The organism is uncultured Friedmanniella sp. (assembly GCF_964244285.1).
In the GTDB taxonomy this organism is placed as follows: domain Bacteria; phylum Actinomycetota; class Actinomycetes; order Propionibacteriales; family Propionibacteriaceae; genus Microlunatus.
Genome location: NZ_CAXTHT010000002.1, coordinates 213,691 through 233,876, shown reverse-complemented (window position 1 = coordinate 233,876; position 20,186 = coordinate 213,691). Strand labels below are relative to the sequence as shown.

At 72.8% G+C, this 20,186-nt stretch carries 18 protein-coding genes; 8 read left to right on the top strand and 10 right to left on the bottom strand.

All coding sequences use genetic code 11. The features are described 5' to 3' along the window. Positions 1–18 precede the first annotated feature (18 nt). Positions 19–1,359 carry a hemolysin family protein gene (locus tag ACFE7W_RS05375; protein WP_375423759.1) on the bottom strand — a complete coding sequence of 447 codons (1,341 nt, stop codon included), beginning with the start codon at positions 1,357–1,359 and terminating at the stop codon, positions 19–21. Between the two features lie 159 nt (positions 1,360–1,518). On the opposite strand from ACFE7W_RS05375, the gene ACFE7W_RS05370 reads away from it, so the two are divergent. Together ACFE7W_RS05370 and ACFE7W_RS05365 are read left to right on the top strand one after the other, a co-directional pair. Then, positions 1,519–2,670 (top strand): GNAT family N-acetyltransferase, encoded by a 1,152-nt coding sequence (locus ACFE7W_RS05370; RefSeq protein WP_375423758.1) that lies wholly within the window; start codon positions 1,519–1,521, stop codon positions 2,668–2,670. Between the two features lie 252 nt (positions 2,671–2,922). After that, the gene (locus tag ACFE7W_RS05365) at positions 2,923–5,142 is read left to right on the top strand and encodes an NADP-dependent isocitrate dehydrogenase (protein WP_375423757.1); all 2,220 of its coding nucleotides are present in this window, start codon (positions 2,923–2,925) and stop codon (positions 5,140–5,142) included. Between the two features lie 14 nt (positions 5,143–5,156). Here the strand turns inward: ACFE7W_RS05365 and ACFE7W_RS05360 are convergent, their stop codons facing one another. Then, positions 5,157–5,762 (bottom strand): hypothetical protein, encoded by a 606-nt coding sequence (locus ACFE7W_RS05360; RefSeq protein WP_375423756.1) that lies wholly within the window; start codon positions 5,760–5,762, stop codon positions 5,157–5,159. Positions 5,763–5,860: 98 nt separating this feature from the next. On the opposite strand from ACFE7W_RS05360, the gene ACFE7W_RS05355 reads away from it, so the two are divergent. The 3 genes from ACFE7W_RS05355 (at position 5,861) to ACFE7W_RS05345 (ending at position 8,210) form a co-directional block, all read left to right on the top strand. Continuing rightward, positions 5,861–6,847 carry a malate dehydrogenase gene (locus tag ACFE7W_RS05355; RefSeq protein WP_375423755.1) on the top strand — a complete coding sequence of 329 codons (987 nt, stop codon included), beginning with the start codon at positions 5,861–5,863 and terminating at the stop codon, positions 6,845–6,847. Between the two features lie 77 nt (positions 6,848–6,924). Beyond that, the gene (locus ACFE7W_RS05350) at positions 6,925–7,824 is read left to right on the top strand and encodes a DUF4190 domain-containing protein (protein ID WP_375423754.1); all 900 of its coding nucleotides are present in this window, start codon (positions 6,925–6,927) and stop codon (positions 7,822–7,824) included. Positions 7,825–7,901: 77 nt separating this feature from the next. Beyond that, complete coding sequence (locus ACFE7W_RS05345; RefSeq protein ID WP_375423753.1) at positions 7,902–8,210, top strand: hypothetical protein; 309 nt, start codon at positions 7,902–7,904, stop codon at positions 8,208–8,210. 30 nt (positions 8,211–8,240) lie between these two features. Here the strand turns inward: ACFE7W_RS05345 and ACFE7W_RS05340 are convergent, their stop codons facing one another. The 5 genes from ACFE7W_RS05340 to ACFE7W_RS05320 are packed head-to-tail and all read right to left on the bottom strand — an operon-like array spanning position 8,241 to position 13,123. After that, complete coding sequence (locus ACFE7W_RS05340) at positions 8,241–8,534, bottom strand: DUF3017 domain-containing protein (RefSeq protein ID WP_375423752.1); 294 nt, start codon at positions 8,532–8,534, stop codon at positions 8,241–8,243. 22 nt (positions 8,535–8,556) lie between these two features. Next, a complete protein-coding gene (locus ACFE7W_RS05335; protein ID WP_375423751.1) occupies positions 8,557–9,414 on the bottom strand; it encodes a bifunctional methylenetetrahydrofolate dehydrogenase/methenyltetrahydrofolate cyclohydrolase in 858 nt (285 codons plus the stop codon). Positions 9,415–9,439: 25 nt separating this feature from the next. After that, a complete protein-coding gene (purH, locus tag ACFE7W_RS05330; RefSeq protein WP_375423750.1) occupies positions 9,440–11,077 on the bottom strand; it encodes a bifunctional phosphoribosylaminoimidazolecarboxamide formyltransferase/IMP cyclohydrolase in 1,638 nt (545 codons plus the stop codon). Continuing rightward, positions 11,074–11,697 carry a phosphoribosylglycinamide formyltransferase gene (gene purN / locus ACFE7W_RS05325; RefSeq protein WP_375423749.1) on the bottom strand — a complete coding sequence of 208 codons (624 nt, stop codon included), beginning with the start codon at positions 11,695–11,697 and terminating at the stop codon, positions 11,074–11,076. The genes purH and purN overlap by 4 nt, the downstream gene beginning before the upstream one ends. A gap of 43 nt (positions 11,698–11,740) precedes the next feature. Beyond that, on the bottom strand, positions 11,741–13,123 hold the full coding sequence (locus ACFE7W_RS05320) for a DUF6350 family protein (protein WP_375423748.1): 1,383 nt from the start codon (positions 13,121–13,123) through the stop codon (positions 11,741–11,743). 130 nt (positions 13,124–13,253) lie between these two features. Between ACFE7W_RS05320 and ACFE7W_RS05315 the strand changes: the two genes are divergently transcribed. Then, complete coding sequence (locus tag ACFE7W_RS05315) at positions 13,254–14,978, top strand: hypothetical protein (RefSeq protein WP_375423747.1); 1,725 nt, start codon at positions 13,254–13,256, stop codon at positions 14,976–14,978. Between the two features lie 79 nt (positions 14,979–15,057). Here ACFE7W_RS05315 and sucD read toward each other — a convergent pair whose 3' ends face one another. The 3 genes from sucD to ACFE7W_RS05300 all read right to left on the bottom strand — a co-directional run bounded on the left by sucD (position 15,058) and on the right by ACFE7W_RS05300 (position 17,706). Further along, on the bottom strand, positions 15,058–15,942 hold the full coding sequence (gene sucD, locus ACFE7W_RS05310; protein WP_375423746.1) for a succinate--CoA ligase subunit alpha: 885 nt from the start codon (positions 15,940–15,942) through the stop codon (positions 15,058–15,060). 9 nt (positions 15,943–15,951) lie between these two features. Beyond that, positions 15,952–17,130, bottom strand: coding sequence for an ADP-forming succinate--CoA ligase subunit beta (sucC, locus tag ACFE7W_RS05305; protein ID WP_375423745.1), 1,179 nt, complete (start codon positions 17,128–17,130; stop codon positions 15,952–15,954). 123 nt (positions 17,131–17,253) lie between these two features. Next, positions 17,254–17,706, bottom strand: a complete 453-nt coding sequence (locus tag ACFE7W_RS05300) for a cobalamin B12-binding domain-containing protein (protein WP_375423744.1) — start codon at positions 17,704–17,706, stop codon at positions 17,254–17,256. Positions 17,707–17,935: 229 nt separating this feature from the next. Here ACFE7W_RS05300 and ACFE7W_RS05295 point away from each other — a divergent pair, with 229 nt between their 5' ends. Both ACFE7W_RS05295 and ACFE7W_RS05290 read left to right on the top strand, forming a co-directional pair. Continuing rightward, positions 17,936–18,919, top strand: a complete 984-nt coding sequence (locus ACFE7W_RS05295; RefSeq protein ID WP_375423743.1) for a M23 family metallopeptidase — start codon at positions 17,936–17,938, stop codon at positions 18,917–18,919. A 235-nt stretch (positions 18,920–19,154) separates the two neighbouring features. Continuing rightward, on the top strand, positions 19,155–20,096 hold the full coding sequence (locus tag ACFE7W_RS05290) for a M23 family metallopeptidase (protein WP_375423742.1): 942 nt from the start codon (positions 19,155–19,157) through the stop codon (positions 20,094–20,096). Positions 20,097–20,186 lie beyond the last annotated feature (90 nt).

Here is a 20,186-nt window from a genome sequence, read left to right as displayed (position 1 = left end):
GGGGGCCCGTACCGAGGGCTACGCCGGCATCGGCTGCAGCTCGCCGCCGTCGACGCGGTGCACCACGAACGTCGCGGCCCGCCGGCCGTCGAGCTCGGCGACCTTGAGCTCGAGGGTGGTCAGCTCCTCCGGGCCGCCGTCGACCCGCTGCACGTCGGCCTGGATGGTGGCACCGACCTGGGGCAGCTGGCCCAGCTGGGCCATGAAGTAGCCGGCGAGGGTGTCGTAGGGGCCCTCGGCCAGCTCGAAGCCGGTCCGATCGCCGAACTCGTCGAGGGTGAGCAGCCCGTCCACGACCAGGTCGCCCCGGATACCCGGCGGCGGCTCGGCGGCCACCACGTCGTACTCGTCGGTGATGTCCCCGACGAGCTCCTCCACCAGGTCCTCCATCGTGACGATGCCGGCCGTGCCGCCGTACTCGTCCAGCACGATGGCCAGGTGCGCACTGGTGCGACGCATCTCGCTGAGCGCCCGCAGCACGCGGACGGTGTCCGGCATCGACAGCACGGTCCGGGCGATCTCGGCGATCGGCGTGGTGCGGTTGCTGACGTCGGGGTCGAGCAGGTCGCGGACGTGCACGAAACCGAGGATGTCGTCCGCGGACTCACCGGTGACCGGGTACCGGGAGTGCGGGGACTTCGTGAGCTCGCGGACGGCCCGGTGCACCGGCATCGCGCCGGGCAGGAAGTCCACCTCGGTCCGCGGCACCATCACCTCGCGCAGCCCGCGCTCGCCGGCGGCGAAGACGTCGTCGACGATCCGCCGCTCCTCATCACCCAGGGTGCTCGAGCCCGACACCATGGCCCGGATCTCCTCGTCACTGACCTCCTCGCGGCCGGCCTTCGGGTCCCCGCCCAGAACGCGGACCACCACGTTGGTGGAGGCGCCGAGGAACCAGATGACGGGACGGGCGAACCAGGCGATCCGGTCCACCAGCGGCGCCAGCAGCAGCGCCAGCCGCTCGGCGCTCTGCAGGGCCAGCCGCTTGGCGGCGAGCTCGCCGAGCACGATCGAGAGGTAGGAGATGGCGACGGTGATGAGGATCAGGGCGACCGTGCCGGCCGCGGACTCACCGAGACCGAGCCCGACCAGTACCGGGGCGAAGTCGTCGGCCAGCGTCGCCGCGCCGAAGGCCGCGGAGAGGAAGCCGGACAGGGTCACGCCGACCTGGACGGCGCTGAGGAAGCGGTTGGGGTTCTCGGTCAGCCGGGCGACCGTCTCGCCGCGCTTGCCGCGGTGCGCGATCTGGCGGATCTGGCTGTCACGCAGCGAGACCAGCGACATCTCGGCGGCGGCGAACACCCCTCCGACGAGGATGAACACCAGGATCAGGGCGATGTTGAGCACGACGGTGCTCATCGGCCGGTTCCGATCGCCGCAGCGGGGGCCACCGGTCTATGGGCGTCGCCGTCCTCGGGACCGGCGAGGGACGCCTCGGCGTCGGGCAGGGGGATCAGCACCCGCTCAGCGTAATGAGCGCTGGTGACAGTCGCGACCGGCTCGGCTTGGATGAGGCTCGTGGCCCCACCGACCGACACCGCAGCGACCGACGCCTCCCCGGTCGGGCACTCCTTTCCCGACGGGGTGCCGGTGCTGGTCGACGCCGCGGCCGGGGTCACGCTCCGACCGCTCGCCGCGGCCGACCTGCCCCGGGTGGTCGAGCAGTGCCAGGACGCGGAGATGATCCGCTGGACGACCGTGCCCGAGCCCGACGGCGGGTACCAGCTCCGCCACGCCGAGGAGTTCCTGACGGCCACCGCGGAGGGCTGGGAGACCGGGGAGCGGCTGGGCTGGGTGGTCGAGGAGGGCTCCCGGCCGGGGACGTTCTGCGGCTCGGTGGTCCTGATCCGACGGGAGACGGGGGTCGCGGAGGTCGGGTTCGGGCTGCACCCGGACGCTCGCGGGCGTCACCTGATGACCACCGCGGTCCGCCTGCTCCGCGACCACGCGTTCGACACCCTCGGGCTACGGGCGCTGCGGTGGCGGGCCTCGGTGGGGAACTGGGGCTCGCGCCGGGTCGCCGCGGCGACCGGCTTCGTGGTGGAGGGTGCGGTCCGTCTGCTGCTCGAGCAGCGTGGCGGGCTGCACGACGGCTGGGTCGCCACCCTCACCGCCGACGACCCGCGGTCGCCCGTCGCCTGGCTGGACGCGCCCAGGCTCTCGGGTAGCGGGCTGGTGCTCCGTCCGTTCACCGAGTCCGACGTGCCCCGGATCGTCGGGGCCTGCTCCGACCCCCGTACCCAGCACTGGCTGGTCTCGCTGCCCCGCCGGTACTCCGTCGCCGACGCCCTCGGCTACGTCGAGGCGACCCGGGAGGCCGCGGCCCGCGCCACCGGCGTCGCCTGGTGCGTCGCGGACGCCGACGACGACCGCTGCCTCGGCTCGGTGAGCCTCGAGGGCTTCGGCGGCTACCACCGACGCGCCGAGATCGGCTACTGGAGCCACCCGGACGCCCGCGGCCGCGGGCTGACCACCGCCGCCGTCCGACTCGTCACCGCCTACGCCGAGGCCGGCCTGGTCGACTCGCTGCTGATCCGGGTCGCCGGCAGCAACGACGCGTCCGCCCACGTCGCCCGCGCGGCCGGCTACCGCGAGGTCGGCGTCCTCCCCCACGCCGAGCCGCTCGGCGACTCCACCGTCGACTCCCTGGTCCTCTACGCGCGCCCGTGACCCCGTGACCGACGGCCGGTGAGGACGACCGCGCCCTCCCGGAGCATGTCGGCCTGCCAGTGCTTCACCTCCAGGTGACCGGCCCAGAGCTTCGACGGTCACCTGATCAACCCTGCGGGCTCCGGGGGCCCTCCCGAGAGTTGTCCACAGACCGCTCCCGAGCCCTCTCCGACTTGTCAGAACGTCAGGGGGCTCTGGCCCCGCCACCGTCTGACACGTGGGCAGAAAACCCGGCGCGATAGCGTTCAGGGCGTGACCGACTCCATCATCTACACCCGGACCGACGAGGCCCCGGCGCTGGCGACCTACTCGCTGCTGCCGATCATCGCCGCGTTTGCCTCCACCGCAGGCGTCTCCGTCGAGACCCGCGACATCTCCCTCGCCGGACGGATCCTGGCTCTGTTCCCCGAGCGGCTGATGCCCGACCAGCAGGTCGGCGACGCGCTGGCCGAGCTGGGCGCGCTGGCCAAGACACCGGGCGCGAACATCATCAAGCTGCCCAACATCTCGGCCTCGGTCCCCCAGCTCAAGGCGGCCGTGGCCGAGCTGCAGGCCCAGGGCTACGCGATCCCGGACTACCCCGAGAGCCCGCGCACCGATGAGGAGCGCGACGTCCGCGCCCGCTACGACAAGGTCAAGGGCAGCGCGGTGAACCCGGTGCTGCGGGAGGGCAACTCCGACCGTCGGGCGCCCGCCTCGGTGAAGGCGTACGCGCGCAGCCACCCGCACTCCATGGGTGCCTGGTCGCCGGACTCGAAGACCAACGTGGCGACGATGAGTGCCGGTGACTTCCGCGCCAGCGAGACCTCGGCGGTCGCGCACGCGCCGGCCACCGTGCGGATCGAGCTGGTCGCCGAGGACGGCACGGTGACGGTCCTCAAGGACGGCATCGCGGTCCTCGACGGCGAGGTGGTCGACGCCACCGTCCTGCACGTCGCCGAGCTGCAGGCGTTCCTCGCCGACCAGATCGCTCGCGCCAAGGCCGAGGGTGTGCTGTTCTCGGTCCACCTCAAGGCCACCATGATGAAGGTGTCGGACCCCATCATCTTCGGCCACGTCGTCCGGGCCTTCCTGCCTGAGGTCTTCGCCCGCTACGGCGACACCCTCGCCGCAGCCGGTCTCAGCCCCACCAACGGTCTGGGCAACATCCTGGCCGGGCTCGACGCCCTGGACGACGGGCCCGCGATCCGGGCAGCCATCGAGCAGGGCCTGGCGGAGGGCCCGGCGCTCGCGATGGTGGACAGCGACCGCGGCATCACCAACCTGCACGTCCCCAGCGACGTCATCGTGGACGCCTCGATGCCGGCGATGATCCGCACCTCGGGGCACATGTGGGGTCCGGACGGGGCCGAGCACGACACCCTCGCGGTGATCCCGGACCACTCCTACGCCGGCATCTACCAGGTGGTCCTGGACGACTGCCGGGCCCACGGCGCCTACGACCCGACGACCATGGGCTCGGTCCCCAACGTCGGGCTGATGGCCCAGGCCGCCGAGGAGTACGGCTCCCACGACAAGACCTTCGAGGTGCCCGCCGCCGGGGTCGTCCGGGTGGTCGGGACGGGTGAGGAGGTCGTGCTGGAGACCGAGGTCGCGGCCGGGGACATCTGGCGGATGTGCCAGACGAAGGACACCCCGATCCAGGACTGGGTCAAGCTCGCCGTGGGCCGCGCCCGCGCGACCGGGTCGCCCACCGTCTTCTGGCTGGACGCCGACCGGGCGCACGACGCCCGGCTGATCGCCAAGGTCGAGCAGTACCTGGCCGAGCACGACACCGAGGGCCTGGACCTCCGCATCCTGCCGCCGGTCGAGGCGATCGCCTTCTCCCTGGAGCGGATCCGTCGCGGCGAGGACACCATCTCGGTCACCGGCAACGTGCTGCGCGACTACCTGACCGACCTGTTCCCGATCCTCGAGCTCGGCACCTCGGCCAAGATGCTGTCGATCGTGCCGTTGATCAACGGCGGTGGCCTGTTCGAGACCGGCGCCGGCGGCTCAGCCCCCAAGCACGTCCAGCAGCTGTTGCGGGAGAACTACCTGCGCTGGGACAGCCTGGGTGAGTTCCTGGCGCTGGCCGTCAGCCTCGAGCACCTGGCCACGACCACCGGCAACGCCCGCGCCCAGGTGCTGGCCGACACCCTCGACCGGGCCACCGGCACGCTGCTGAACGAGAACAAGTCTCCCAGCCGTCGCCTCGGCGGCATCGACAACCGCGGCAGCCACTTCTACCTGGCCCTCTACTGGGCGCAGGAGATCGCCGCGCAGACCGGGGACGCCGAGCTGGCGACCTCGTTCAAGGCCGTGGCCGAGCGGCTGACCAGCGAGCAGCAGACGATCGCCGCCGAGCTGCTCGCCGTCCAGGGCTCCCCCGCCGACATCGGGGGCTACTACCACCCCGACGACGCCCTGGCCACCGCGGTGATGACCCCGTCCGCGACCCTCAACGCGACCCTGGCCGACCTCGCCTCCTGAACCTCACCGACTGGTCAGACTCTCGGGGGGTTCATAGCCCTCTGACGGTCTGACAGGTCGGGGAGGACGACGGCAGACACCCGCGCGGCCGGGCGCTGGGCGGCGACGTAGGCCTCCTCCTGCGGCCACCAGTCCGTGTGCCAGCGGGCCAGCAGCTCGGCCCGGTCCCGCTCGGCGATCCGCCGGCGGCGCTCGGCCTCCGGCACCTCCAGCCACAGGGTGAGGTCCCAGGGCACCCCGAGCCGCACGTCGGTCGCCGAGACCCCCTCCACCACGACGGGGACGCTGGTCGGCACCTCGACCGGCTCACCCAGAGCCCCGGTCAGGAGGTCCGCCGGCCGGTAGCGGCCGGGCCAGCCGGCCAGCAGGGGCGCCAGCACCTCCGCGACGAAGCGGTCCCGCTGCCAGGTCGGTACGTCCGGGTGGGCGAAGTCGTCGACCGGCACCACCACCGCTCCGGCCAGCCCGGCCGCCACCCGGGCGGCCAACGTGCTCTTGCCGGAGGCGCCCAGCCCGTCGATGCCGATCCAGCAGGTCCTCGGCGGGATCGTCCCGGTCGGCCCGGCCAGCCGTCCGCGGACCCAGGACGGCGCCTCTCCCGAGCTGATCCGACGGACCACGGCCACACCTCCCTGCGCCCCGGCCGCTCCGGGATTGCTAGCGTCACCCCTGGGACGACCGCGCGTGGTCGGCCGAGCAGGGAACCCGAGGAGCGTACGTGAGCACACCCGTCAAGGTCGCCGTCACCGGAGCCGCCGGCCAGATCTGCTACAGCCTGCTGTTCCGGATCGCGAGCGGGGCCATGCTCGGCCCCGACACCCCGGTCGAGCTGCGGCTGCTGGAGATCACCCCGGCGCTCAAGGCCCTCGAGGGCGTGGTGATGGAGCTCGACGACTGCGCCTTCCCGCTGCTGAGCCGCGTCGAGATCGGCGACGACCCGAACGTGGTCTTCGACGGGGTCAACCTGGCCTGCCTCGTCGGCGCCCGCCCCCGCAGCAAGGGGATGGAGCGGGGCGACCTGCTCGAGGCCAACGGGGCCATCTTCAAGCCCCAGGGTCGGGCCCTGAACGACCACGCGGCCGACGACGTCCGCGTCCTGATCACCGGCAACCCGGCGAACACCAACGCGCTGATCGCCATGAGCAACGCCCCCGACGTCCCCCAGGAGCGCTTCAACGCCCTCACCCGGCTCGACCACAACCGCGCCATCGCCCAGCTCGCGGCGAAGACCGGCAGCGCCGTCACCGACGTCAGGCACCTGACGATCTGGGGCAACCACTCCGCCACCCAGTTCCCCGATCTCAGCCACGCCGAGGTCGCCGGCCGGCCCGCGTCGGAGCTGGTCGACCAGGCCTGGATCGAGTCTGACTTCCTGCCGAAGGTGCAGCAGCGCGGCGCGGCCATCATCGAGGCGAGGGGCGCGAGCTCGGCCGCGAGTGCGGCCAACGCGACGGTCGACCACATGCGCGACTGGGTGAACGGCACCGCCGAGGGCGACTGGGTCTCCATGTCGGTGCCCTCCGACGGCTCCTACGGCGTGGCCGAGGGCCTCATCTCCTCGTTCCCGTGCACCGTGAGCGACGGGACCTACACGATCGTGCCCGACCTCGAGATCAGTGACTTCGCCCGCGGCAAGATCGACGCCAGCGTCGCCGAGCTGACCGAGGAGCGCGAGGCCGTCCGTTCGCTCGGGCTGATCGGCTGAGCGGGCGAGTCAGCCGGCTCGGCACGACGGGTCGGACCGACACCTGAGCGCCCCCGGGATAGGGGACACTGGTCGGCATGACTGATCACACCTCAGGTCCGTCCGGGCAGGACGCTCCCAACCCGTTCAGCCGCGAAGGCGGGGAGCCCGGCGAGCACCCCGGGACAGACGCCGCGACGGGGTCGGACGCGAGCCCGGAGGGTCCGGGCGAGGCCTCGGGTGCGACCGCGCTGCCGTCCGCGGTCCCCGAGCAGCCCAGCGCTGCCGACCCGTACGCCTACCATCCCCCGAGCCAGCCGAGCCCGCCGGCGCCCGGGTCCTGGGGCGGCGCCGGCGACCCGCAGCCGTACGGCCAGCCGAGCGCGAACGCTCCGTACGGCCAGCCCAGCGCCAACCCGCCCTACGAGCAGCCAGGCGGCGCGTCCTACGGCCAGCCCGGGACCGATCCCTACCACCAGCCGAGCGCGTACCCCTACGGCCAGCCGAGCGCCAACCCCCCGTACGGCCAGCCCAGCGCCAACCCGCCCTACGAGCAGCCGCCGGGCTACGACCAGCAGGCCGGTGCCTACGGGCAGGCTGGCGGGTACGGACAACCCGGTTACGACCAGACCGGTGGGTACGGGCAGACCGGTGGGTACGGGCAGTCCGGCTACGACCAGACCGGTTACGGGCAGACGGGTGGGGTGAGCCCCTACCAGGGCGGTTATGGCTACCCGGCCTACGGCGCCGGGGCCATCCAGCACCCGCAGGCCGTGACCGCGCTGGTCACGGGCATCATCAGCGTCGTGCTCTGCGGGCCCGTCGGGATCGCGAGCATCATCACGGGCCGCAAGGTCCGCAGCGAGATCGACTCCGACCCGCAGCGCTACACCGGACGCGGGATGGGCACGGCCGGCTTCATCCTCGGCATCGTCGGGCTCGTGGTGACGGTGGTGTGGGTGCTGATCCTGGTCCTCGCCTACGCGAACGGCTCCTGAGGGCGCGCGGGCGTCGACCTGGGCGATCACGTGTCGCGGGCTGCGCGCCGGCCCTGCCGTAGGCCAGAATGTCTCCTGTGAGCAACCCTTACCAGCCCGGACCCTACGGCGGCGGCTACCCCCAGCCGCACCCCCAAGGCACGACCGTCCTCGTCCTCGGCATCGTCGGCCTCGTGGTGTGCCCCATCGTCTCGGTGGTCGGGTGGGTGCTGGGGAACCGGGCGATCCACGAGATCGACGCGAACCCCCAGGCCTACAGCAACCGGCAGAGCGTCTCCATCGGTCGCATCCTCAGCATCGTCGGCGTGGCTCTCTGGGTGCTGATCGTGGTGTTCTACGTGCTGCTGTTCGTCGTCTTCGGCGTGCTGGGCAGCCGCAGCAACTGACCCTGCCGTCCGCCGTGGGTCCGCGTCGGCTCACGGCCCGCCCGGCACCGCCACGGCGAGGACCAGCACGCCGATCCCCACCAGGGCGAGGACACTGACGTCGAAGGGCTTGCTGCGCACCTGCAGCAGCCCCGCCCCGCGGCTGGGCAGCACGATCCGTTCGACCGCCCCGACCAGCAGCGACGCCCCGATCACCAGGCTGCCCAGCCGCCACGTCGTGTCGCCCAGCACCACGACGACGAGCCCGGCGACCACCCCGACCACGACCACCCACAGCGGCCACTGCCGCAGTGAGAGCGCCGCGTGGGGTTCGGGCCTGCTCACCGCCTGACCACCGTCCGGGGCCTCACGCGCCGGCCGCCATCCGCTCGGCCCGGTCCACGACGTTGCTGAGCAGCATCGCCCTCGTCATCGGCCCGACGCCGCCGGGCGTCGGCGCCACCCAGGACGCCACCTCGTGCACGCTCGGGTCGAGGTCGCCGACCAGGCCGGCGTCGGTGCGGGTGATGCCGACGTCGACGCACACGGCACCGGGCTTGATCATGTCGGCGGTGACCAGGCCCGGCCGCCCCGCCGCCGCGATGACGATGTCCGCGGTGCGGGTGTGGGCCGCCACGTCCACGGTGCCGGTGTGGCAGAGGGTGACCGTCGCGTTCTCGCTCTTGCGGGTCAGCAGCAGCCCGAGCGGGCGACCGACCGTGGTGCCCCGGCCGATCACGCACACCTCGGCCCCCGCCAACGGCACGCCGTGCCGCCGGAGCAGCTCGACGATCCCCCGCGGGGTGCAGGGCAGCGGGGCCGGCTCGGACAGGACCAGCCGGCCGAGGTTGATCGGGTGCAGACCGTCCGCGTCCTTCTGCGGGTCGACGAGCTCGAGTGCCCAGTTGTCGTCGAGGCTGCCGGGCAGCGGCAGCTGGACGATGAAGCCCGTGCAGGCCGGGTCGGCGTTCAGCCGCTCGATCTCGGCCTGCAGCTCGGCGGCGCTGGTCGAGGCCGGCAGCTGCACCTGGATCGAGGCGATCCCGACCTGCTGGCAGTCACGGTGCTTGCCCGCCACGTAGGAGTGGCTGCCCGGGTCGTCGCCCACCAGGACCGTGCCCAGACCAGGCGTGACCCCCTGGGCCGCCAGCGCGGTGACGCGCTCCTTCAGCTCGTTCTTGATGGTGGCTGCGAGTGCCTTGCCGTCGAGGATCTGCGCCGTCATGGCTGCTCCTGATCTGGAGAGGGGGTCAGTGGTAGAAGTGCCGGGCACCGGTGAGGTACATCGTGGCTCCCGCCGCCTGGACGGCGGCGATGACGTCCGGGTCCCGCTTGGAGCCGCCGGGCTGGACGATGGCCCGCACTCCGGCCTCGAGCAGGATCTTCGGCCCGTCGTCGAAGGGGAAGAAGGCGTCCGAGGCCGCCACCGAGCCCGACGCCCGGTCACCGGCGCGCGTGACGGCCAGCTGGCAGGAGTCGACCCGGTTGACCTGGCCCATCCCCACCCCGACCGAGGCTCCGCCGGCGGCCAGCAGGATGGCGTTGGACTTGACCCCCCGGATCGCCCGCCAGGCGAACTCGAGATCGGCCAGGGTCGCCGCGTCCGCCGGCTCCCCGGCCACGAGCTCCCAGTGGGCGGCCTGGTCGTGCTCGAGACCGACCGTGTCCCGCTGCTGCAGCAGCAGCCCGCCGTCGACGGCCCGCAGCTCGACGCCGCCCGGCGTCGGCGCCTCGACGACCAGGATGCGGATGTTCTTCTTCGCCGTGAGGACCTCCAGCGCCCCGTCCTCGTAGCCGGGAGCAACGATCACCTCGGTGAAGACCTCGGCGACCTGCTCGGCCAGGGCCACGCTGACCGGGCGGTTCGCCGCGATCACGCCACCGAACGCCGAGACCGGGTCGCAGGCGTGCGCCCGCCGGTGCGCCTCGGCGATGTCGCCGCCGACGGCGATGCCGCAGGGGTTGGCGTGCTTGATGATCGCGACGGCGGGCTCGGCGAAGTCGTAGGCCGAACGGCGGGCGGCGTCGGTGTCGACGTAGTTGTTGTACGACATCTCCTTGCCGTGCAGCTGCTGCGCCCCGGCCAGGCCCGCGGCGCCGGGGCTGCGGTACAGCGCGGCCGCCTGGTGCGGGTTCTCCCCGTAGCGCAGCCACGCGCTCTTGCGCCAGGTCGCGCCGACCCAGTCCGGGAACGCGCTCCCCGAGCCGCTCCCGCCCCCCGAGCCGCCGCCGCCCCCTGAGCCTGTCGACGGGGCCACCACGTTGCCCATCCAGCTGGCCACCGCGACGTCGTAGCTGGCCGTGTGCACGAAGGCGGCGGCCGCGTACCCCTGCCGCTGGGCGAGCGTGGTGCCGCCGGCCGCCAGCGTCTCGACCAGCTCGGCGTACTGGTCCGGTGAGGTCACCACCGCGACCGACGCGTGGTTCTTGGCCGAGCTGCGCACCATGGCGGGTCCGCCGATGTCGATCTGTTCGATCGACTCCTCGACCGAGGCGCCGGAGGCGACCGTGTCGGCGAAGGGGTAGAGGTTGCTGACCAGCAGGTCGAACGGCGCGATGTCGAGCTCGCGGAGCTGCTCGCGGTGGGTCTCCAGCCGCAGGTCGGCGAGCAGGCCGGCGTGCACCTTCGGGTGCAGGGTCTTGACCCGGCCGTCGAGGCACTCCGGGAAGCCCGTCACGGCTTCGACCGGGGTGACCGGGAAGCCGGCGTCGGCGATCGTGCGTGCGGTCGAGCCGGTCGAGACGATCTCGGCTCCGGCGTCCACCAGTGCCTGGGCGACGACCAGCAGGTCGGTCTTGTCGTAGACCGACACCAGGGCGCGACGCACCGGTCGTCGATCGTCTGCACCAGCGGCCTGGTCGGTCTCGGGAGTCTGTTGCTCGCTCATGCGTCCCAGTGCACCTTTCGGTCGGCGACCTGCCACCGGCGGGTGGCGAGCGCGTGCGTGATGGCGACCAGCAGGTCGCGTTCGGCGGTCTTGATGCGTTCGTGCAGCGTCTCGACGGTGTCGTCGTCGGCGACCCGTACGGCCACCTGGTCGAGGATCGTGCCGGTGTCCACACCGGCGTCGACCAGGAAGACGGTCGCACCGGTGATCTTGACCCCGTGGGCCAGGGCGTCGCGCGGGCCGTACATCCCGGGGAAGGCGGGCAGCAGGGCGGGATGGGTGTTGATCATCCGGCCGCCGAACCGGTCCAGGAAGTGCGGCCCGACCAGCTTCAGGAAGCCGGCGCTGACCACGAGGTCCGGGTCGTGCGCGGCGACGAGCTCGGTCAGCTCCGCGTCCCACGCAGCCCGGTCCAGCCCGGGCGTCAGCGGGTGCACGAAGGTCGGCACGCCCGCCCGGACGGCTCGGTCCAGCCCGGCCACCCCGGGACGGTCGGAGCCGACGGCCACGATGTCGACCCCGTAGCCCGGTTCCTGCGACGCGTCCAGCAGAGCCTGCAGCAGCGTCCCGGTGCCCGACAGCAGCACCACCACCCGAGCCGGGCGGGGGGTCTGCCTCACTCCCGAGACCGGGGAAGGAGCAGGAACAGCCACAACCGGCAGCCTAGCGGGACCCCTCCGGACGCTCCGCACGCGCAGGGTGGCTCAGGATCTCGGTCGGCTCGTCGCGGTCGGGCTCGTCGTGATCGGACTCGTCGGGGTCGGGCTGGGGGGTGCGACGGTGCAGCACCTCGGTCTCCTCGGCCACGGCGGTGGCCGCCGGCCGGGTCCGGCGTCGCCGCCACAGGCCGAGGGCCAGGCCGGTGACCATCCCCGACAGGCCCAGCGTGGTCACCGCCATCACCAGCAGGGGCAGCAGCAGCGGACCCAGGCCCGCCAGCCGCACCGTGCCGAGGTCGCCGCTGGTGGCCCAGGCGACGGCGACGAAGAGCAGCCCGCCCGTCAGGCCGGCGAGCCCACCGACCAGGGACGTCTCGTCGAAACGGGCCTGCGGCCGGGCGCGCACCACGAGCCAGGCCGCGACCGCACCGGCCAGCACGCCCGCGGCGAGCCACCAGAGTGCGGCGGCCGGACCCGGCCCCTCCGCCGGCAGGGCTCCCAGGATCGGCAGCCCGGGCAGCACGCCGAGGTCGGTGCCCGCGGGGGCGACGAGGGAGCCGTTGCCGAGGGTGAAGCCGCCGCCGAGCGCGTACGACGCCGCCCAGACGAAGGCGTTGGGGGCCAGCGCCAGCTGGGCGGCCACCAGCGCGACGGTGCCCGTCACCCCGGCGTGCAGGCTCTGCTGCAGGGTCATGACCCGGTCGAGGTGCTGCACCACCCCGGTGACGGTGACCGCGGCACCGGCCAGCAGCAGCACCAGCTGGGCGCCGAGAGCCGCCCGCGGGACCGGTCGGGTCCAGGCGGGCCAGGACCGGGTGAGCGGTCGGCCGACCGCCCGGGCGGCTCCGTGCAGGACGGTGCCCAGCAGCACGGCCAGCACGGCAGCCACGTGCCCGGGCGCCAGCGAGAGCCGGCCCTCGAACGCGGCGACCACCAGCACCGGCAACACGTAGGCGCCGACGACGCTGAGGGCGACCGGAACGGGGTGCGGGTCGCGTCCCGGGCGGGCGGAGCGGACGGCGAACGCGGCCGCCCGGGAGAGCAGCACCGCCGCCAGGACGGTGACCCCCCACGGCACGAGCGTGACCTCCAGACCGCCGAGCTGCACGCCGACCCCCGACGTCGCGAGCCACAGCCGGGTGCCGACCCGGAGGGCGCCCTCCAGGCTGCCCGGGTCGCCGGCCACCCAGCCCAGGACCGTCAGCCCGACCACCAGCAGCCAGGTCGCGGCGAGGCACAGCAGGCCGCCCAGCAAGGCCCCCAGCGGCCAGCCGATCCGGGGGGCGGCCGCGTCCAGGCTGGTCCGGCCCTGATCGGGGTCAGCGGGCGCGCTGGCGTGCAGGTCGAGGTCGACGTCGGTACGGCGCGAGGACAGGAGGGAAGCCATGGCCCGACCATGCTCACCCAGCCGAGCAGGACGAGACGGCCGGACACGCCCGTCCGGGGTAAAGTCTTGTGGTCCCGCGTCCAGCGGCCCCCCGCCGCGGACCGTCCCGAACCGCGAGGAGCCCGTACGCATGGTCGATCCCGATCCCGGGTACCGACCCCGGCGCGCCTGGGTGGAACCCGAGCAGCCCGCGTCCGAGCCTCCCGCGAAGCCCGACCCGCCCTCGGGCCCGACCGCCTCGAGGCCCGACGACCGCGATGCCCCGCCCCCGCTCTTCCGCGACGAGGTCGGCGGCGAGACTCCGGACGGGGCCACCAAGGCACCCCCGACGACGCCTCCCGCCCCCCCGTCATCGTCTCCGGCCTCGAAGGCCGCGGACCCGGAGGAGACCCGGATCGTCCGGCCGCTGAACTTCCGCCAGCGGCGGCTGGCTCCCGCTCCGGTCGACGAGGGCGCCACCACGCTGCTGCCGCGGACCGACTCCGGCAGCCGCCGTCCCCGGCCGGACGAGGACGAGGACGACGACCAGCCCCGCCGCGGGCTGCTGGGCCGGCGCGGCCGGACCGCCCTGCTGGCCAGCGCACTGGTCGCCGTCATCGTGGTCGGGGCGGCGATCATCTACGCCGTGACCTCCGTGGGCAATCCCACGACCCAGGTGACGCCGAGCATTTCCGCCAGCGCCAGCGCGTCCGGCACCGGCTCGCCGACCGCCGACCCGAGCGCCCTGCTCGCCGACACCCAGCTGCTCACTCCGGCCGAGGCGTCCGACATCGATGACGAGCGCACCTGGAAGGTGGCGCTGACCCAACGGGGCGCCGGTACCGACGCCCCGACGGCGGCCTGCCTGACCACCGACCCGGTCGACGGGCAGCCGACAGCCCAGCAGCAGGTGCTGCAGCTGCTCAGCAGCAGCGGCAAATCGGCGCCGAGCGTCCTGCACCAGGCGGCGGCGTACGCCTCTCCGGAGGACGCTGCCCAGGCGTACGCGCTGGCGGCCAAGGCGTTCGGTGGCTGCGCGGCGACCGGTTCCTACATCTCCGGCGGAGCCACGGTCAGCGACCTCGGTGACCAGTCAGCCGGGCTCGTGGTCAACGTCTCGACCGGCGGCAAGACGCAGTGGCACAGCATCGTCCTCAGCCGGACCGGTCGGGTGCTCAACATCCTCGACGCCGCGCAGCCGGGTGACTCCCTGCCCGTGAAGGACGTCGCGGCCGCGCTCGCCACCATCACCACTGCCCAGTGCCAGGCCGCGGGCGGCACCTGCACCGCCTCCCCGCAGGTCACCGCCGGGCCGCCGCCGCTGGGTGGTGATGTCCCCGGCTTCCTCGCGACCGGCGACCTGCCGCCTGCCGGCAACGCCGACGAGAGCTGGGTGGCCACCCCGGCCGAGGAGCCGACCGACACCTTCCTGGGCTCCCAGTGCGAGACGGTCACCTGGTCGCGCACCGGGGCGACCACCGCCAGCACGCGGGTCTACCTGGTCGCGAGCAGCGCCAAGTTCGGGTTGAACGACATCGTCCTGACCATGAAGGACGAGCAGGCCGCGACCGCCTTCGCGGAGAAGATCCGCGCCGACCTCAAGAGCTGCAGCAAGCGGCAGCTGACCGCGACGGTCACCGACCCGGCCGAGGTCAGCGGAATCGGCGCCTCGGGTGCGAAGGTGAGCGGTTGGACCGCCACCGTCTCGCAGAAGTCCACCGACGGCACCCAGCAGTACCGCGTGGGCATCGTCTCCTCCGGCTCGAAGGTGGCGTACACCTTCCTCAACTCCCTCCCCGGCGGCTACGACCTGACCGGCTCGGAGTGGGACACCGTCGCCGTCCGCGCCGGCCAGCGGATGACCCAGACCGCCTGAGCTGACGTCCGGGGCCCCGAGCGCACCGCGACCTGGTCATGGCGGTCGCAGCTCGGTCGGCCTGGCTCACCCGCCAGGCTCAGCTCAGGCCCCGCATGATCTGGCGCATCAGCTCGGCGGTCTCGCTGGGGGTCTTCCCGACCTTGACCCCGGCGGCCTCGAGCGCCTCCTTCTTGGCCGCGGCGGTCCCCGAGGAGCCGGAGACGATGGCGCCGGCGTGGCCCATGGTCTTGCCCTCGGGAGCGGTGAAGCCCGCCACGTAGCCGACGACCGGCTTGGTCACGTTCGCGCGGATGTACTCCGCCGCACGCTCCTCGGCGTCGCCGCCGATCTCGCCGATCATCACGATCGCGTCGGTCTCGGGGTCGTCCTGGAACGCCTGCAGCGCGTCGATGTGGGTGGTCCCGATCACCGGGTCACCGCCGATGCCCACGGCGGAGGAGAAGCCGAAGTCGCGGAGCTCGTACATCATCTGGTAGGTCAGCGTGCCGGACTTGGAGACCAGTCCCACCCGGCCGGCCTTGGTGATGTCGGCGGGGATGATGCCGGCGTTCGACTGCCCGGGCGAGATCAGACCGGGACAGTTCGGCCCGATCAGCCGGGTCTTCGAGCCCTGCGACAGGGCGAAGAACTCCGCGCTGTCCTTGACCGGGACACCCTCGGTGATCACCACGGCCAACGGGATCTCGGCCTCGATGGCCTCGACCACCGCCGCCTTGGTGAACTTGGCGGGCACGAAGATCACGGTCACGTTGGCTCCGGTCGCCTCGACCGCCTCGCCGACGGAGTTGAACACCGGCACCGACGTCGAGTCAAAGTCGACCGACTGGCCGCCCTTGCCGGGGGTCACCCCGCCGACGATCTGGGTGCCGGAGGCCAGCATGCGGGAGGTGTGCTTGCGCCCCTCGGAGCCGGTCATGCCCTGCACGATGACCTTGGACGCAGAGTTCAGGAAAATTGCCATGTCAGGTCCTCAGTTCGCAGCCAGCTCGGCGGCCCGTTCGGCCGCACCGTCCATCGTGTCCACCTGCTCGAGGCCGGGCAGTGCCGCCTCGGTGAGGATGCGGCGCCCCTCCTCGGCGTTGTTGCCGTCGAGCCGGACGACCAGGGGCTTGGTCACGGCCTCACCCCGACCCTCGAGCAGCTCGAACGCCTGCACGATCCCGTTGGCCACCGCGTCGCAGGCGGTGATGCCACCGAAGACGTTGACGAAGACGCTCTTCACCTGGCTGTCGCCCAGGATGATCTCCAGCCCGTTCGCCATCACCTCGGCGCTGGCGCCACCGCCGATGTCGAGGAAGTTCGCCGGCTTCGGCGAGCCGGGGAACCGCTCGCCGGCGTACGCGACGACGTCGAGGGTGCTCATCACCAGACCGGCGCCGTTGCCGATGATGCCGACGGAGCCGTCCAGCTTGACGTAGTTGAGGCCCTTCGCCTTCGCGGCGTTCTCCAGCGGGTCCGTCGCGGAGTCGTCGACCAGGGCGGCGTGCCCGGCGTGCCGGAAGGCCGCGTTCTCGTCCAGCGACACCTTGCCGTCCAGGGCCACGATGGCACCCTGGGCCGTCTTGACCAGGGGGTTCACCTCGACCAGGGTCGCGTCCTCGCCCTCGTAGACCTTGCCCAGGAGCTGGAAGACCCGCGCCAGCTCGGCCGCGTCCGCCGCGTCGAAGCCGGCGGCGGCGACGATCTCGTCGGCCTTGGCCTGGTCGATGCCCGTGCTGGGGTCGACGGCGATGCGGGCGAGCGCGTCCGGTCGTTCGACGGCGAGCTGCTCGATCTCCATCCCGCCCTCCTTCGAGCACATGGCGAGGTAGCGGCGGTTCGCGCGGTCGAGCAGCAGGGAGAAGTAGTACTCGTCGGCGATGTCGGCACCCTCGGTGACCATCACCGTGCGCACGGTGTGTCCCTTGATGTCCAGCCCCAGGATGTCGGTCGCCCGGTCCTTGGCCTCGGCCGGGGTGCGGGCGATCTTGACCCCGCCCGCTTTGCCGCGGCCGCCGGCCTTGACCTGCGCCTTGACCACCACCACGGACGTACCGAGCTCGGCTGCGGCCGCCTCGGCGTCTTCGGGGGTCGTCGCGGTGATGCCGCGCAGCACGGGTACCCCGTGCGCCTCGAAGATGTCTCGGGCTTGGTACTCGTACAGATCCACCGTGCCTCCTGCGTGTAGGCGTCCGGGTCCGGAGCCGGGGTCGACTCTAGTGCGTGCGGTTCGGGCTGCGGCGAGCCGGGGCCAGCGCTCCGACGGCGGGCTCGAGCATCGCGGAGGAGGCTGCTAGAGCTCGCGGGAGAGGCCGACGTGCTCGCGGACCCAGCCGACGATGTCGGCCATCGACGCCCCCGGGGTGAACACCTGACCGACCCCGAGCGCGGTCAGCGCGTCGACGTCGGCGGGCGGGATGATGCCGCCGCCGAAGACCACGATGTCGGCGGCGTCCTGCTGGCGGAGCAGGTCCAGCACCCGTGCGAACAGCGTCAGGTGGGCGCCGGAGAGGACCGACAGGCCGATCGCGTCGGCGTCCTCGGCCAGCGCGGTGGCCACGATCTGCTCCGGCGTCTGGTGCAGGCCGGTGTAGATGACCTCCATCCCGGCGTCGCGCAGCGCCCGGGCCACCACCTTGGCGCCCCGGTCGTGTCCGTCCAGACCAGGCTTGGCCACCACCACCCGGAGCCGGCCGACGGAGGGGCGGGCCGCGGCGGTACGGGGCTCGTCGGGCACGGGAGGCACGAGCGTCAGGCTACTGCGGCGCCCGGACCGGCGACGGCCGGCGACGATCCGCCGCCGGCTCCGCTCCGAATAGATCACGAGGATGGATCACGCGGGCCCTTCGCGCCGCGTGATCAGGACCTAAGCCCCTGCTCCCGAAGCGGAGCGCCGTCCAGACTCGTCGCATACCATAGATCAGCAGTTCCGGGCAGCCTTTCCCCTCCTGGACCGATCCCGAGGGAGCACCGACATGCCAGCCCAGCCGAAGCCACGGTCCGCCGCGGCCGCTGAGCGTCGGGGCTGGCTCTCCAACCTCGGTCTCGCTCTGGGCGTCTCGGTCGTGGGGGTCGCCCTGGCCGGCACCGGGGCGCTGAGCACCAGCGCAGCTCCCCGGACCCCGCCCCCCACGACCGCGCTGCCGGTGACCCGGACGGTGCCCGTTGCCAGCCCCTCCCCGACGATCGACCCCGAGGTGCTGAGCGCCTTCCCCGGAGCCGACGAGGTGGAGCCGGCCGCGCTTCGCGAGGCGATCGTGGCCGAACGGGCGGCGCAGCGGGCCGAGGAGCTGGCCAAGAGCGCCGACGCGGTCAGCCGGACGGCCCGGACCGAGGGCAGCAAGGCCCGCCAGCAGCAGCTCGACGCCGACCAGCTCGCCACCCAGTCCAAGGGCGCGGAGCTCACCAAGGCAGCCCTCGACCGGGCGGTCGCCGCCCGCATCGCCGCCGCAGCCACCCGTGCCGCGGCCGAAGCCGCCCAGCAGTCCGCGGTGGCCAGCCCGACCACTGATCCCGTACCCGCGCCCGTCGACACCGGCGGTGCTGCGGTCTCCCCCGTTCCCGGCGCGGTCGTCGGCGCCGGCTTCGGCGATGTCGGACTGTGGGCCCGCTACCACACCGGGCTGGACTTCCGGGCCGCGTACGGCACCCCGATCCGGGCCGTCAAAGCCGGGGTCGTCCTCTACGCAGACAACTCGGGCAACTGGGCGGGCAACCATGTCGCCGTCCAGCACGCCGACGGCATGACCACCATGTACTCGCACATGTCGTCGATGGCGGTGAGCGCGGGTGCGACGGTCACCGCCGGACAGGTGATCGGCTACGTCGGCCAGACCGGCCGCGCCTTCGGACCGCACCTGCACTTCGAGCTCTACCCGGCGGGGGTCAAGTACGGCGACATCTACCACGCCGTCGATCCCGTGCCGTGGCTGCGCGCAGCCGGCGTCATCACCCACTGACCGAGTCCTGGGGAGCCCGATGAGGGTCTGACCAGGAGAGTTCGCTCACACCAGCACGCTCAGGGAGCGCGCGGGACCGACTGCGGTTTTGGGCCAGCGTTACCCGTCCGTTATGGTTCTACGAGTCTGCTGCAGCTAGCAGGTCCTCGGGGGAAGCGATGCACGCACCGCGCGATGGGGGCCGCTGCACGAGAAAGGCCCAGCGACCCGAGTCCACCGTCCGAGGAGATCTTGAGTGCCCACGCTTCCGAAGCAGGATGCGACCGCGCGACGAGCGCTGATCGAGGACATCCGCCAGGACAAGCGTGGCTGGCTCCAGCACGGAGCCGCCGCCCTGGCGGTGTCGCTCCTCGGTCTCGGCATCGCCGGGTCGGTCGTCCTGACCGGGCACGCGGAGAGCACCCAGCTGGCGGTGCCCCGCGCCCAGGTCGTGAAGAACCCGGCGATCGCCGTGCCGTCCGCCTTCGACCGCGACACCACCCAGACCACGAGCCGCAGCAGCGGTCGCCCCGCCCTGGACGCCGCCCGGCTGAAGAGCCTGGCCGACCAGCGGGCCGAGGAGCTGAGCAAGACCGACGCCCAGATCGCGGAGGCCGCCAAGGTCAAGGCGGCGGACGCCCGCGAGAAGTCGCTCGAGTCGACCTCGAAGGCGACCGAGAAGAAGGGCAGCTCACTGGTCAAGGGCGCGAGCTCTTCGACCACCTCCAGCGGCACCTCCGCGAAGACCACCACGCCTACCGCCACGAGCAGCGGCAAGAGCTGCCTGCCGGTGACCGGCGGCTACAGCGTGGCCGCCCGCTTCGGCCAGGTGGGCTCCTGGGCCAGGTACCACACCGGTTTCGACTTCGCGGCCCCCGTGGGTACCCCGCTGCACGCCCCGTCGGCCGGGGTCGTGACCAACGCCGGCTCGGGCCCGGCCAGCGGCTGGGCCGGCAACTACGTCGCCATCCGCTACCCGGACGGCACCTCGTCGCTGATGGCTCACATGTCCACGGTCTCGGTCAGCGTCGGCCAAAGCGTCTCCGCCTGCCAGCTCGTCGGAGCCATCGGTATGACCGGCCGCACCTTCGGACCGCACGTGCACTTCGAGATCTACCCGGCCGGCATCACCCCCGGCGACGTCTACAAGGCCGTCAACCCCGTCCCCTGGCTGAACGCCCACGGACTCAAGCCGTAGCTCGCCCCACCCGCCCGACGTCTCACACCGGCCCCCACCCCTCCCGCCGCTCGCCTCCCCGGGCAGAGCCCGGACGGTCACTTCACAGCC

What these genes read in the sequence shown, in the direction of transcription:
- purH (WP_375423750.1), bottom strand. Translation starts at nt 11,077, where the DNA reads ATGAGCGAGCAACAGACTCCCGAGACCGACCAGGCCGCTGGTGCAGAC.
- sucD (WP_375423746.1), bottom strand. Translation starts at nt 15,942, where the DNA reads ATGGCAATTTTCCTGAACTCTGCGTCCAAGGTCATCGTGCAGGGCATG.
- ACFE7W_RS05320 (WP_375423748.1), bottom strand. Translation starts at nt 13,123, where the DNA reads ATGGCTTCCCTCCTGTCCTCGCGCCGTACCGACGTCGACCTCGACCTG.
- ACFE7W_RS05315 (WP_375423747.1), top strand. Translation starts at nt 13,254, where the DNA reads ATGGTCGATCCCGATCCCGGGTACCGACCCCGGCGCGCCTGGGTGGAA.
- ACFE7W_RS05295 (WP_375423743.1), top strand. Translation starts at nt 17,936, where the DNA reads ATGCCAGCCCAGCCGAAGCCACGGTCCGCCGCGGCCGCTGAGCGTCGG.
- ACFE7W_RS05375 (WP_375423759.1), bottom strand. Translation starts at nt 1,359, where the DNA reads ATGAGCACCGTCGTGCTCAACATCGCCCTGATCCTGGTGTTCATCCTC.
- ACFE7W_RS05350 (WP_375423754.1), top strand. Translation starts at nt 6,925, where the DNA reads ATGACTGATCACACCTCAGGTCCGTCCGGGCAGGACGCTCCCAACCCG.
- ACFE7W_RS05335 (WP_375423751.1), bottom strand. Translation starts at nt 9,414, where the DNA reads ATGACGGCGCAGATCCTCGACGGCAAGGCACTCGCAGCCACCATCAAG.